This is a genomic window from Candidatus Thermoplasmatota archaeon (assembly GCA_022848865.1).
Classification (GTDB): domain Archaea; phylum Thermoplasmatota; class Thermoplasmata; order RBG-16-68-12; family JAGMCJ01; genus JAGMCJ01.
In genome coordinates, this window is record JAJISE010000010.1 from 37365 (window position 1) to 50850 (window position 13486).

Consider the following 13486-nt stretch of genomic DNA (forward strand, 5'->3'; position numbering starts at 1 on the left):
ATCACGTCATCATAATCAGGCTACAGGAATAAGTCATTATTGGAGCGAGAGCCTTGAGTTGACGATGGCCAGTATGGACTCGAGCAGCTCTGAGCCCTTCTCGAAGGCCGACCGGGCCTCGTTCTCCATGTTCTCCACTATGTCCTTGTTCCTGACGTACGCCAAGTTGATCCTCACGTTCAAGTACCCTCCGTGAAGCCCGGCTTGTGCCATGAGAGCGGCGACACCGGCGTCGGTGCAGGCGTTCTTCGATCCGCTCTCGGCGAGGAACTTGGCCATGTCAAGCACCTCGAGCGAGGCTCTCATTATCCGGAGAGGGGGCTCCGCGGCTCCGACGAGAGCGTCCTGGATGGCCGTCGTCCTCTTCTCCCTCTCTTCCTCCGTCCCTTTGGGCAACGAGTACGAGTCCATGACCGCCTGGTATGCCTGAGCATCTTCGTCGACCAGGCTGGCCAGCCTCGTTCTGAGCTCCCCTGACCCGTTGAGGGCTGTCTGCAGTTCCCCGGTAACCCCTTGATCGGACTCCTTCTTCAGGGAAATCCTCGAGACCATCTCGTTCAGCGCGCAACCCAGCGAGGAAGCGAGCGCGGATACGCTCCCCCCTCCCGGCGTGGGCGAATCGGAGGCCACCTTCTCGATGAACTCATCCATGTGCGACATCTCTACTCACGCAACCTGTTCTCGATGATCTGGTCCATCTCGAACTCCTTCAGCTTCAGATAGAGGATGGCGGAATCCGTGAGCGCCTCCTGCGGTATCAGTCCGACAACCTCGCTCGAGACCACCTCGACGCCGAGCTTCGTGCATTCTTCCTCGATCGCTTCCATCACCTTCTGAACGGGAGTGGCATGGAAGTTGACCAGGTTCATCGAGACCTGGGCCATGTCCTTCTCCTCGATGTAGAAGCCGAGGGCCCTCACGTGCTTCAACCCGCCGCTGCTCTCCCGTATGGTCTTCGCGATCCTCTGGGCGATACCTTTGTCGCTCGTGCTGAGATTGACATTGTAGGCGATGAGGAATTCCCTCGCGCCCACGACAGTGGCGCCGGCCGTGGGATGGAGCTCAGAGGGCCCGTAGTCGGGCTTTCGCTCGGGGTCCGAGCGGATATCTTCCTTCAGCCCCTCGTACTGTCCCCTCCTTATGTGGGGCAGGCTCTTCCTTTCCGGGGACGTTGCGGCATGCTCGTACAGGTAGACAGGGATTCCCAGCTCCTCTCCCACTCTGCTTCCGAGCCTTCGTGCGAGGCTGACGCAATCATCCATCGTCACGCCAGAGACAGGAATGAAGGGGACCACATCGGTCGCGCCTATCCTCGGATGCTCGCCCTCGTGTTTGTTCATGTCTATGAGCTCAGAGGCCTTCTTCACGGCCTCGAACGCGGCGTCCGCGCACTCCTCAGGACCGCCGACGAACGTGATCACTGACCTGTTGTGACTGGCGTCCATCTCCACGTCAAGGACCTTGACCCCCTCACACCTTCCGGCGGCGTCGGCGATGGCCTTGACAACATCCTCTCTCCTACCCTCGCTGAAATTGGGGACGCATTCTACAATCCGTTCCATGGGAAGTCCTGGAGAAAAAGCCCTCGTCTTTATTTAAGGGTTTGTCGCTGTGGATTAATGACCTAGGATGACTGGCTATTCTCAGGTGCATAAGAGGCCTAGCAAATGAGCGGGTCTCTCAGCACTCATAGGGTCACTATGAGGACTGTTCAGCACTAGGCGAAATGGTCCAAGAGATTCTAGGATACCTATTTTCGTTTCCGCTTTCTAAGGGTGTGAGTGAGTAGGTCTCGCAGAATCCTGAGGTGTTCGATGTCAATAAGTATCTGGACATCGGACACATGGATTGTCTTTCCGTCTGGAAGACCAACGTTCTCATTCCCGAAGTCGATTCTCACGAGGTCCTTGGTTTGATTCACGCCAAAAACAGTTGCATAGTGTTTCACGAAGCCCGGTGACCTCGTCCACGCCTCTCCTTTTCTGATCTCTGTTTTCTTGGCCATACTAAGCCTCCGTAAAGACCTCCCTTTCCGCGCGTTTTCGAATGTAGAAAACCTCCTTCTTCTCTGCAACAAGCCCTGGGGAAAGGGCCGTGAATTCCGGACTCGTTGGCAGAATCTCAAGAGAGACAACCTCCTCTCCAATCAACTCCTCACGGGTGTAGGTTTCGAGGACTTCCAGTTCCTCTATTCCAAGTTCTTTCTCCATGATGGTGGAGATCAGGACCTTGTTGAACTGATACATAGTCTGAACAAGTTGGGAATCAGTGTTCAGTCTATATTGCTTGATGTTGCCGACCTGGCCAACCTTTGTGAGGATCTCCCACTTCAGGAATCGTTTGACGATCTCGCCGCATGTCCTTCTGGAGGGGACCTCGCTAATCCTCGCCAGTTCTGAGATGTTGAAACTGAAGTCTGGACAGGACATGAGATATTCGAGCAGTTCAACCTCTGAAGATGTGCCGAGAATGCCCTCAAAGGGCTTCTCAGTGTCTTTGATTTCCTTCATTGCCCCACACCGTGGTCTTGTCCTCTACAAAAGTGTTTCGAGAACAATAGGACGTGTCAGCGGAACAATCGCCAGGTCAATATATATACTTTGTGCAGAAAATATCACAAGCCTGTTCTAAATCCTGCCAAGGTCCATCAATATCCCCTTCGTTTCACCAGCGTTGACCCAATAGCGTCTTGAACCTCTCTTCTTCGTCATTCCAAGGAGTCTCTTGTCTATCAGACTCTTGATGACCCCCTCAACATTCCCAACCTTGTGCCCTAAATGCTTGATGATCCCCTCCTCCGGCATGGATCTGTCGACCTTGAAGCGTCTTTTGTGCCACATATAGAGCAGGAATCTGATTTCATCCTCAGACAAGTCTGACGGTTCATTCTCTCTATTGGGGGGAGTTCTATTCGTAGTAAGTCTCCTCCTGCTGGTTGGTCTTTCCCTTTCCTGTCATCTCCCGTCACATCATGATCGACTGGTCTCAATTAGTCTTCTTCAGGTGTAGGCTCAAGGAAGTCAAAGAACTCCTCAAGTTCTTCGTCGAGTCTCATCTTTGTGAGGTTCCTTTCCAGTTGCTCCAGGAACTCCTCTTGATATGCGTCTGCAAGCATCTTCCTATACTTCGGGTTGGAGAATGCTTTGAGTCCAAGCACCAGGATGTTGTTCACCGCGTCTCTGTAACTGACTTCTATACCCACGTCCAAGAGGGCCTTGGCCATTACCACATTCACCAATCTATTGACCCAGTCGTCTATGTTTATCGTCTTCCTTACCATTCAATCACCTATGCATCCGTGTTTGGGTGCAAGAGCACCTGCACATAGGATAATGCACCCGGGTGTATATATACCTTTCGCGGAGGGAACTCGCATGAGGCAGATGACCGTGCTTTGTGCATTACAAAACACCCCATCCCAGACAGCGGGCTACTACCGTCCCCCGTCCTTGATGCCGAGCCTCTTGAGAATGAGCCTAGTCCTGAATCTCCGGACAGCGAACGGTACAAAGATAAGAAGCATCAACGCGACCATGAATGCCCCACGCCCGAAGTTATCCAGGACCACGTAGAGAACGCTAAGTGACACGGATAGCACAAACCAGGACATGAGAAACCATTCAACTCCATCCCATTCTCTCGGCCCTTTGAGGAGCATCTCATCTCCTTCGAGCGTGTGGCGGAACTTGCCGAAGTAGGCTACTGACCACAACAAGATCAGACCGCTCAACATGAGACTGGTCATCAATAGGACGTCGAAAGGGCCCACGGTAGAGACAAGGAGTCATGGCTATAGAAATCATTCGTCTGAAAAGAAGAGAGAAGAGTCAAGAGAGAAGAAAAGGTTTAGCGCAGAAGCCACTCGATCTCCTTCAAGAAATACTCGAACTCGTGGTCGCTCTTCGCTTTGCTGTTCGCCAGGTGGACGAGCTTCTCAAGTCCCTTCGTCGGGTGCTTCGTCTTCTTCAATCTCGCGTTGAGTGTCACGACCCTCTTCTTGTGCTTGGGGAACCTCCTGTACGAGACGAGCGGCACGGACTCGCCGTCACCGGACCCCTTCTGCTTCCCCCTCACGACCTTGTGCAAGTTGGCAGCGGCCTCGAGATACCCCTTCGAGTCCTTTGGCTCGATTCCCTGCTCGATCGCCCTTCTCCCCGCGTAGAGCATCTTGCGAAGCGCGACGTTGATATCCTCGTCCACGAGAACGCCCTTCCTCTCGATATCCTTCCTCACGTTCTTGACGTGGGCTCGGAGCTTCGAAACGCTGCTTCTCGCCATCACAGTGCCTTCGTCATATGATTGTGGTTTGGGCTATATAAGCCATACGATTCCACCGTTATCAAGAGTGATAATGGCGCTGATAGATTCTTAAAGCATCCCAGAGTGGTTCGAATGGGAGATCCATGAGCCAACTGAAGGGTGAAAGCATTCTGCTTCTCAAGGTGAAGCCAGGTGAGATGCACAAGGCCATCAATGACCTCGAGAGGAGCGAAGAGATCAATGAGGTCGATCCGGTCCTGGGATTCTACGACATCGTTGCGAGCGGAGCGTTCGATGACAGCCGAGACTTGACCGATTTCATCGAACGGGTGGAGTCGAAGCCCTTCTTCCAGAGCTGCTATGCCCGACCGTCCTACGAGTCCTGGAAACGGAGAACGAAGAGTGATTCTCGGGACCAGGGTTGGGTCCTCATAAGGTCCAGCATGCCATCGGCTACTCTCAGAGAGCTGAAGAAGCTGCCAAACATCCAGAAGCTGGTCTTCACGTCAGGAGACTTCAACATCGTGGCGAACTTCGGGGTTCGAGGTCGAGGTGACTGGAAGAGGACCGTCTTCAAGGATATCCATGGTGCGGCAGGTGTTAAAGAGGCGATCACCCTGCTAGGGATGTCTGACTGAGGCCACGAGCCCTATCGCGAGGCCCGGGTGACCCTCACGAAAATCCTTTAATACGTTCCCCCTTTTATCGCTCAGGAGTTGCTTGCCAGTATTCGGTAGATTACTGGACGCATTCGGATCGGGGAGGAAAGGCTATGAGTGACGTGGTTTGGAGGCCTACGGGCGAATATGTGGAAGGTTCCAACATCAAGAGGTTCATGGACAAGCACGGGATCAGGGATTACGACGATCTGGTCAAACGGAGTTGCTCCGACATTTCCTGGTTCTGGGACGCCGTCGTGAAGGACCTAAACATCGAATGGTTCGAGCCCTACACAAAGGTCGTGGACCAGAGCAAAGGCATCGAATGGGCGGAGTGGTTCGTCGGAGGGAAGACGAACATCGCGCACAACTGCCTTGACAGGCATGCGGCCGCCCGGAAGGACAAGCTCGCCCTGATCTGGGAGGGCGAGGACGGTCAGATCAGGAAGATGACCTACGGCGACCTTTATTCCCATGCCAACAGACTGGCGAACGCTTTGAAGGGCGCCGGAATAGGGAAGGGCGATACCGTCGGCATCTACATGCCCTTCGTGCCCGAGATCCTGGTCGTGATATACGCAGCCATGAAGATAGGGGCGATCTGCATTCCAATATTCTCGGGTTACGGGTCCTCCGCCTTGGCATCGAGACTTCGGCATGCCGGGTCGAAGGTGCTCTTCACAGCGGACGGTTCCTACAGGAGAGGCAAGCACGTTCACATCAAGAAGGAGGCGGACGGAGCGGCGAAGCAGGTTCCGAGCCTGGAGAAGGTCGTCGTGCTCAAGAGGCTCGGGATCGACGTGGACTGGAACGATGATCTTGACGTCTACTGGGATGACTTCGTCAAGGGGCAATCGGACGAGTGCGAGACGGAGAAGCTGGACGCCGAGGATTATTCCTTCATCATCTACACGTCTGGGACGACGGGAACGCCCAAGGGCTCCGTTCACACGCACGCGGGTTGCCTCGCACAGATGTCCAAGGAGATCGCGTACTACTTCGACCTGAAGGACGACGACCTCTTCTTCTGGCTGACGGACATCGGCTGGATGATGGGCCCGTGGATGATCGTCGGCGTCATGAACTTCGGCGGGACGATATTCATGTTCGAGGGCGCGCCGAACTATCCAGAACCGGACCGGCTCTGGGACATGATCGAGCGCCACAAGGTCACGACGTTCGGGATATCGCCGACGGCCATCAGGATGTTCATGAGGTTCGGCGATGAGTGGGTGGACAAGCACGACCTGAGCAGTCTGAGGATCCTCGGGTCAACTGGCGAGCCCTGGGACCCCGACTCGTGGACGTGGTTCTTCGAGAAGGTCGGAAAGCGGAAGCTCCCGATAATCAACATCTCCGGCGGGACGGAGATAGTGGGTTGCTTCCTCTCTCCCCTGCCCATTAACGAGCTGAAACCATGCACCCTCCGCGGTCCTGGTCTCGGCATGGGAACGGACGTGTTCGACGATGACGGAAAGCCCGTGAGGGGGAAGATGGGACATCTCGTCGCGAAAAACCCTGCACCCTCCATGACCAAGGGGTTCTGGAACGACCCCGACAGATACGTCCGAACGTACTGGGATACGTGGGACGACATCTGGTACCATGGGGACTGGGCGAGCATCGACGAGGACGGGTTCTGGTTCCTGCATGGGCGCTCGGACGATGTGATCAAGGTCGCTGGGAGGAGAGTGGGACCCTCCGAGATCGAGTCCACTCTCATGGAGCATGAGGCGGTATCCGAAGCGGCCGCGATCGGCGCACCTCACGAGATTAAGGGAGAGAAGGTCGTCACGTTCGTCGTGCTTCAGCCCGCGTACGAGCCTGGTGACGAGCTCAGGGAGGAGCTTCGCAATCACGTTGCTGGCATCCTCGGAAAGGTCCTTCGACCGGATGAGCTGTACTTCGTGAAGGACCTGCCAAAGACGAGGTCCGCAAAGATAGTCCGGCGGATCATAAGGGCGAAGTTCCTGGAGGAGGACCTCGGTGACCTGTCGTCCATTGAGAATCCGGACGCCATCGATGAGATATCCAAGATCCTCTAGGTCTGCTCTATCACGATCAGGATGTCGTCGACATCGACGAGATCTCCAGGCTTGACCCTGATCTCTCTCACGGTCCCACCGAACGGGGAGGAGATCTCGTTCTGCATCTTCATCGCCTCGAGTATGAGGAGCGGACTGCCCGCGTGCAGTTTCGCACCCTTCTTCGCGGATATCGAGACGACCCTTCCGGGCATTGGCGGGTGTATCGCACCTCCTATCGCCTCTGGTGCCCTGGATGGTGTCTCGTGGGATTCCTCTGGCGAAGGAACCGCGTCGGATGCGAAATCGATGCTCCGAACCGCAACCTCCCTGGGTTCGGCGTTCACCTTGAGAACGTCTCCCTCTCTGAGGACTGTGAATCTCTTCCGGCCGATTCGGATCTGAAGGCCCTTCTTCGTCTTCCTGACTCTGGCGGTGAGCTTCTCCCCGTCCAGGGTAACCGTCAGCTCTGGCAAATCGGCGACGATCGCCTCGTGCGACTTCCCATCGAGCTCAAAACTGAATCTCATCGGCGTTCATCCTCTTCTTCAGTTGTTCCCGTCTGCCAGCTCTGGTCCACGGTGAGAGCGTGTCGAATCCAGTGATATCCAACTTCCTCCGCGAGAAGCGCCTCATCTCCTCGGGCATCTGGAACAAGAATGCCGCCACGGCGGCGGCCGCCAGCCTCTCCTCGTGCGTTCTCTTTTCACCCTCCTTTCTGAGACGCTCTATGATACCGCTATCCTCGACGAGCCCGGTGTCGATGTCCCCTCTCCTGAATCTCTCGTTTCCGAGCAGCTCGAGATGGAACGGGATGTTCGTTTCGATGCCGCCTATCATCATCTTGGCCAGGGCGTGTTGCATCATCTTGATCGCTTCATCCCTCGAGCCGGCCCAGACGATGACCTTCGCGAACAAGGGGTCGTAGTACGTCGGCACCTCGGAGCCAGCTTCCACGCCTGAGTCCACCCTGACCTCTGGGGAGCTCGGCATGTTGTAGGATTCGATCCTTCCCGGAGAGGGCAGGAAGTTCTCGTACGGGTTCTCCGCGTTTATCCTGCACTCCATTGACCATCCCTTGAGCTTGATGTCCTTCTGCTTGAGCGTGAGCGGCTCTCCCGCCGCAATGTGCATCTGCTGCTGGACGAGGTCGATGCCAGTCACGAATTCCGTGACAGGGTGCTCGACCTGCAGGCGGGCGTTGATCTCGTTGAAGTAGAACTTCCCCTCGTGGTGGAGGAACTCCATCGTTCCGGCGTTCAGGTATCCCGTCGCCTTTGCCGCCCGCACCGCTAGCCCACCGACCTTCTTCCTCATCTTCTTGTCCACGATCGGGGACGGGGATTCCTCGATCAGCTTCTGGAAGCGCCTCTGGATGGAGCATTCCCTCTCGCCTAGGTGTATCACTCTTCCGTCCGAGTCCGCCAGGATTTGGAACTCTATGTGCCTCGCCGGCTTCAGGTACTTCTCGATGAACATCTCATCGCTTCCGAACGAGGAGAGGGAGGAGGACTTCGCCACCTTCAGGGATGAGGGGAGCTCCTCCAGGCTTCTAACGATGGCCATACTTATCCCGCCGCCGCCCGCCGAGGCCTTCAGTATTATCGGGAAACCGATCTCTTCTGCGACCCTGATGGCCTCGGTCTCGCTCCTCACCGAGCCGTCCGAGCCCGGGGTGACCGGAATCCTAGCCTTCTTCGCGATCCTTCTGGACTCGACCTTGTCCCCGGACTTCGCCAGGGCCTTTGACGTGGGGCCTATGAAGACGATCCCCGCCCGCTCGCATTTCTCTGCGAACATCGGGTTCTCCGCCAGGAATCCGTACCCTGGGTGTATCGCCTCCGCGCCCGCCTTCTGCGCGATATCCACGATCTTGTCCTGGTCCAGGTAGCTCTGAATGGCAGGCGGGGGACCTATGTTGTGTGATGAATCCGCCAACCGCGTGTGAAGGGCGTTCCTGTCAGCGTCGGAGTACACGGCAACGGACTCGATCCCCATCTCCCTGCAGGTCCTTATTACGCGTATGGCGATTTCTCCCCTGTTGGCGATGAGAATCCTCTTGAACATCGCTATCACAATGGTATGTTCCCGTGCTTCTTGGCGGGCCTCGTCTCCCTCTTGCTGAGTAGCGTCTCGAGCGCACCTATCAGCCTCGGCCTCGTAAGCTCCGCCTCTATGATCTCATCGATGTAGCCCATCTGGGCCGCGATGTACGGATGGGAGAACTTGTCCTTGTAGTCCCTGACCAGATCCTTTCGGGCCTTCTCGACTCTCAGGTCGCCAAGGATCTTGACGGCCTCCGCGTCGGCCTTTATCGCCCTGACTATGTCGCTCTTCTTCTTGATCGCTTTCAGCTCGATCTTCATCTTCTTGGCGATCTTCTTGAGCTCGGCGATCGTCTGTTCCTCGAGATACTGGTCGATGCTCCGCGCCCGCTCAATCTCCTTCCTGAAGATGATGTTCACCGCACCAGCGGGCCCCATCACCGCCAGCTCGGCAGAGGGCCACGCATAGTTGACATCGCTGCGGATGTGCTTGGAACACATGACGTCGTACGCACCGCCGTAGGCCTTCCTCGTTATCACGGTCATCTTCGGGACGGTCGCCTCGCAATACGCGTAGAGCAGCTTGGAGCCGCTCCTTATGATGCCCCCGTACTCCTGCTTGGTCCCCGGGAGAAATCCCGGGACGTCGACGAACGTCAGCAAAGGGATGTTGAAGCAGTCACAGAACCTCACGAACCTCGCGCCTTTCGTCGAGGAATCGATGTCCAGCGTTCCCGCCAGGACCTTCGGCTGGTTCCCGATTACGCCTACTGGATATCCGTTCAATCGTCCGAAACCCGTGACGATGTTCCCCGCCCAGTGCTCATGAACCTCGAAGAAATCGCCGTCGTCGACGATCCTCGTGATGATGTCCCTCATGTCGTATGGCTTGTCCGGCTCGTCCGGGACGATGTCCCCAAGCTCCTTGTCCATCCTGTTCGGGTCATCATCGGTCTTCATCCTCGGCGGGTCGTCGAGATTGTTCGACGGGATGAAGCTCAGGAGCTTCCTGACCATGTGGAGGCAGTGCTCCTCGTTCTCCGCGGCGAAGTGAGCCACGCCGCTCTTTGCGTTGTGGGTCATGGCACCGCCGAGCTCCTCGAACGTAACCTCCTCGCCTGTGACCTCCTTAATCACCTCTGGTCCGGTGATGAACATGTGGCTGCTGCCCTTCACCATCAGTATGAAGTCGGTCATTGCGGGCGAATAGACCGCGCCCCCCGCGCACGGTCCCATTATCGCGGATATCTGCGGGATCACGCCCGAGGCGAGCACGTTCCTGAAGAAGATTTCAGCATAGCCCCCAAGAGAGATGACGCCCTCCTGGATCCTCGCCCCCGCGCCGTCGTTGAGCCCTATCAGCGGGGCGCCGTTCTTCACGGCCATGTCCATTATCTTCGTGATCTTCTGTGCGAACATCTCTCCCAGTGAGCCGCCGAACACCGTGAAATCCTGGGAGAAGATGTAGACGATCCTGCCGTCGATCTTGCCATAGCCGGTGACCACGCCATCGCCGTAGATCTTCTTCTTGTCCATGTCGAAGTCCGTCGTTCTGTGGGTCACGAACATGTCCGTCTCGACGAACGTTCCCGGGTCGAGGAGGGCGTCGACCCTCTCCCTCGCGGTCAGCCTCCCCTTCTTGTGCTGCTTCTGAATCCTCTCCTTCCCTCCCGCTAGCAGTGCCTGCTTCCTTCTCTTCTGAAGCTCCCTTAGCTTCTTGGCGGATGTCATGGTCTCTCCCAGCCCTAGGAATAAGCGGATTCTCTTTAACCCTTTCGCAGTGCTCGGCCGCCAGCATATCGGAGGTTTCCGGACACTATCCTATTCTCCTCCCCGCTCTCGTCCTCGACCATCAGGAATCCCTCCTCATCGAGGCGGACAGCTCTTCCCGCCAGGTTCCCATCGACCTCTATCATCTGCCCGATAGTGTCCGAGCTCTCCAGCCATTCATCGAGGATCCGACCGTACTCTCCGCTCAGCTCCGGGGACATCTCGACTAGCAGGGCGACTATCGCGATTATGATGGCCTCGTTGTTCACATCCCTCCCGAGGATGTCAAGCGTGGTCGTCGCTTCGTTCCTGAGCTCTTCCGGAAGAGCGCTGACGCTGAAGTTCGTGTTCACGCCCACGCCCACGATCGAGTAGAATGTGTCATCTGCCTGTAGGGCCTCGCCAAGAACGCCCGCCAGTTTCCTCCCGCCAAAGAGGATGTCGTTCGGCCAGCGGATGATCGTGTCCAGGTCACAGAGCTCTCTGAGCACGGTGCACGCGCAGAGGCCGGCAAGGAAGACCGCTCTGTGCGACCTCTCGGCCTCGATCGGAGGCCTCAGGAGCACCGAGAACCATGCTCCGCCCCTCGGGGAGAACCATTCCGAATCTGACCTGCCTCTTCCCCTGGTCTGGGTCCCCGCCACGACCACGGTGCCCTCCTCGCGACCTTGGCGGGCGAGCTTGCGGGCGATGTCCATCGTTGACGTCACAGTGTCGTGCGCCTCGACCGATATCCCGCTCATCACTCACCCTTCGGGGTCTCGACGAGCTCCAGGAGAACGCCAGGAGTCGACTTCGGGTGTACGAACATGACCTTGCGCCCCATCGCCCCCACCCTCGGGGCCTCGCCGACGAGCGTGACCTGCTTGGACCTCAGCCGCTCCACCTCTTCGTCCATGTCGTCGACCGCCAGGGCTATGTGGTGGAGACCCTCGCCCCTCTTCCTCAGGAACTTGGCCACGACGCTGTCCTCGGAGAGCGGGCACACGAGCTCGATCTTTGTTGTCCCGACCTTGAAGATCACCGCCTCGATGCCCTCGGACTCGACCTTCTCTCTTACGATCGCCTTCGAGCCGAGGATGTTCTCCATGCGCTTGCTCCCCTCGTCCAGGTTGAAAACCGCTATCGCAATGTGGTCTATCTTCATCTCATCACCTGACCGAAATCCGGGGCCCTGTACTCCGAGAAGACGCCTCTCAGCACGTCCGATATCTCGCCCAGGGTCGCGTACGCCTTGACGCAGTCGAGGATGGGCGCCATCGTGTTGGAGCCGTCCTCCGCGTGCTTCTCGAGCCTGTCCAGGGCTTCCTGCACGCCTGTCTGGTCCCTGCTCCTCCTCAGGTCCGCCAGGGACTTCTCCTGGAGCTCCTCTATGCCGGGGTCCATCCTCAACCTCTCGATGGTCCTCTCCTCGGACCTGTGGATGTTCACCCCGACGATCAGCCTCTTCTTCTCCTCGACCTCTCTCTGGAACTGGTACGCGCTGTCGGCTATCTCGTTCTGCATGTACCCTTTCCTTATCGCCTTCACCGCCCCGCCCATCTCGTCGATCTTGCTCAGGTAGTCCTTTACGCGCTCCTCGATCTCGGATGTGAGCCACTCCACGCTGTACGCGCCCGCCAGCGGGTCGATGGTGTTGGCAGCGCCGCTCTCGTGGGCTATCAGCTGCTGGGTGCGCAGCGCGACCTTCACTGCCTTCTCCGAGGGCAGGGCCAGCGCCTCGTCCATGGAGTTCGTGTGCAGCGACTGCGTCCCGCCGAGGACTGCTGCCAGGGCCTGAAGGGCGACGCGGACGGCGTTGTTCTCCGGTTCCTGGGCGGTGAGGGACACCCCGGATGTCTGGGTGTGGAACCTCAGGAGCATGGACCGCTCGTCCTGCGCGCCGAACCTGTCCCTCATCAGGTGCGCCCAGAGCCTCCTCGCAGCCCTGAACTTGGCAACCTCCTCGAGGAAGTCGATCTGCGCGCAGAAGAAGAACGAGAGCCGCCGGGCGAAGTCGTCCACCTTGAGCCCGCGCTCCAGAGCGCTCTCGATGTACGCTATCGCGTTGGCGAACGTGAAGGCGACCTCCTGAACGGCCGTCGCTCCCGCCTCGCGCATGTGGTACCCGCTTATGCTTATGGGGTTCCACGTTGGCATCTCCTTCGAGCAGTACTCTATGAGGTCGATCGTGAGCCTCAGGCTGGCCTCAGGCGGGAAGATGTACGTCCCCCGTGCCACGTATTCCTTCAGCACGTCGTTCTGGACAGTCCCCCGCAGTGCGGCGGGCTGCGATCCCTGCTGCTGCGCAACCGCCATGTACTCCGCGAGCAGTATCGGGGCGGTCGAGTTGATCGTCATGCTCGTGCTCACCTTGTCCAGCGAGATGCCGCTGAAGAGCACCTCCATGTCCTTCAGGGAGCTTGTGGCCACGCCGACCTTGCCCACCTCGCCTCGCGCCATGGTGTGATCGCTGTCGTACCCCATCTGCGTCGGAAGGTCGAACGCGACGCTCAGGCCCGTCTGTCCTTGGCCTATGAGGAACTTGTATCTCGTGTTGGACTCCTTGGCGGTCCCGAAGCCCGCGTACTGCCTCATGGTCCACAGGCGGCTCCTGTACATGGTCGGATAGACGCCTCTCGTGAACGGGAACTCTCCCGGGAAGCCTATGTCCCTGGCGAAGTCTGTGTCGGCAACGTCCTCGGGGGTGTATATCCTCTTGGCGGGGATCGAAGATAGAGTCCTGAAC

16 protein-coding genes are annotated in these 13486 nt (G+C 57.6%); 2 read left to right on the forward strand and 14 right to left on the reverse strand.

From position 1 onward, the window contains the following. Window positions 1-36: 36 nt before the first annotated feature. The 8 genes from LN415_03290 to LN415_03325 all read right to left on the reverse strand — a co-directional run bounded on the left by LN415_03290 (window position 37) and on the right by LN415_03325 (window position 4278). Entirely contained in the window at window positions 37-660 is a 624-nt protein-coding gene (locus LN415_03290) for a cyclodeaminase/cyclohydrolase family protein (GenBank protein MCJ2556116.1), read from the reverse strand. 2 nt (window positions 661-662) lie between these two features. Further along, complete coding sequence (gene ftcD / locus LN415_03295; GenBank protein ID MCJ2556117.1) at window positions 663-1562, reverse strand: glutamate formimidoyltransferase; 900 nt, start codon at window positions 1560-1562, stop codon at window positions 663-665. A gap of 188 nt (window positions 1563-1750) precedes the next feature. After that, window positions 1751-2005: a hypothetical protein gene (locus LN415_03300; protein ID MCJ2556118.1), complete on the reverse strand. Its 255-nt coding sequence runs from the start codon at window positions 2003-2005 to the stop codon at window positions 1751-1753. 1 nt (window position 2006) lies between these two features. Beyond that, window positions 2007-2510: a hypothetical protein gene (locus tag LN415_03305; protein MCJ2556119.1), complete on the reverse strand. Its 504-nt coding sequence runs from the start codon at window positions 2508-2510 to the stop codon at window positions 2007-2009. 117 nt (window positions 2511-2627) lie between these two features. Then, a complete protein-coding gene (locus tag LN415_03310; GenBank protein MCJ2556120.1) occupies window positions 2628-2804 on the reverse strand; it encodes a hypothetical protein in 177 nt (58 codons plus the stop codon). A gap of 185 nt (window positions 2805-2989) precedes the next feature. Next, the gene (locus LN415_03315) at window positions 2990-3280 is read right to left on the reverse strand and encodes a hypothetical protein (protein MCJ2556121.1); all 291 of its coding nucleotides are present in this window, start codon (window positions 3278-3280) and stop codon (window positions 2990-2992) included. 153 nt (window positions 3281-3433) lie between these two features. Then, window positions 3434-3745, reverse strand: coding sequence for a hypothetical protein (locus LN415_03320; GenBank protein MCJ2556122.1), 312 nt, complete (start codon window positions 3743-3745; stop codon window positions 3434-3436). Window positions 3746-3846: 101 nt separating this feature from the next. Continuing rightward, complete coding sequence (locus LN415_03325; GenBank protein MCJ2556123.1) at window positions 3847-4278, reverse strand: hypothetical protein; 432 nt, start codon at window positions 4276-4278, stop codon at window positions 3847-3849. Between the two features lie 125 nt (window positions 4279-4403). Between LN415_03325 and LN415_03330 the strand changes: the two genes are divergently transcribed. Further along, on the forward strand, window positions 4404-4898 hold the full coding sequence (locus LN415_03330; GenBank protein MCJ2556124.1) for a hypothetical protein: 495 nt from the start codon (window positions 4404-4406) through the stop codon (window positions 4896-4898). 134 nt (window positions 4899-5032) lie between these two features. Then, window positions 5033-6964, forward strand: coding sequence for an acetate--CoA ligase (locus LN415_03335; protein ID MCJ2556125.1), 1932 nt, complete (start codon window positions 5033-5035; stop codon window positions 6962-6964). Here LN415_03335 and LN415_03340 read toward each other — a convergent pair. From LN415_03340 to LN415_03365, 6 genes are all read right to left on the reverse strand, one after another. Further along, the gene (locus tag LN415_03340) at window positions 6961-7473 is read right to left on the reverse strand and encodes a hypothetical protein (GenBank protein ID MCJ2556126.1); all 513 of its coding nucleotides are present in this window, start codon (window positions 7471-7473) and stop codon (window positions 6961-6963) included. The two genes, LN415_03335 and LN415_03340, sit on opposite strands and share 4 nt — an antisense overlap. Then, window positions 7457-9010 carry an acetyl-CoA carboxylase biotin carboxylase subunit gene (locus LN415_03345; protein ID MCJ2556127.1) on the reverse strand — a complete coding sequence of 518 codons (1554 nt, stop codon included), beginning with the start codon at window positions 9008-9010 and terminating at the stop codon, window positions 7457-7459. Before LN415_03345 ends, LN415_03340 begins: the two co-directional genes overlap by 17 nt. 5 nt (window positions 9011-9015) lie before the next feature. Continuing rightward, window positions 9016-10719: a methylmalonyl-CoA carboxyltransferase gene (locus LN415_03350; protein ID MCJ2556128.1), complete on the reverse strand. Its 1704-nt coding sequence runs from the start codon at window positions 10717-10719 to the stop codon at window positions 9016-9018. 35 nt (window positions 10720-10754) lie between these two features. After that, window positions 10755-11501, reverse strand: a complete 747-nt coding sequence (locus tag LN415_03355; GenBank protein ID MCJ2556129.1) for a biotin--[acetyl-CoA-carboxylase] ligase — start codon at window positions 11499-11501, stop codon at window positions 10755-10757. Beyond that, the gene (gene mce, locus LN415_03360) at window positions 11501-11905 is read right to left on the reverse strand and encodes a methylmalonyl-CoA epimerase (protein ID MCJ2556130.1); all 405 of its coding nucleotides are present in this window, start codon (window positions 11903-11905) and stop codon (window positions 11501-11503) included. The genes LN415_03355 and mce overlap by 1 nt, the downstream gene beginning before the upstream one ends. After that, window positions 11902-13486: methylmalonyl-CoA mutase family protein (locus LN415_03365; GenBank protein ID MCJ2556131.1), on the reverse strand; the 1585-nt coding region annotated here is incomplete at its 5' end. The genes mce and LN415_03365, both read right to left, overlap by 4 nt.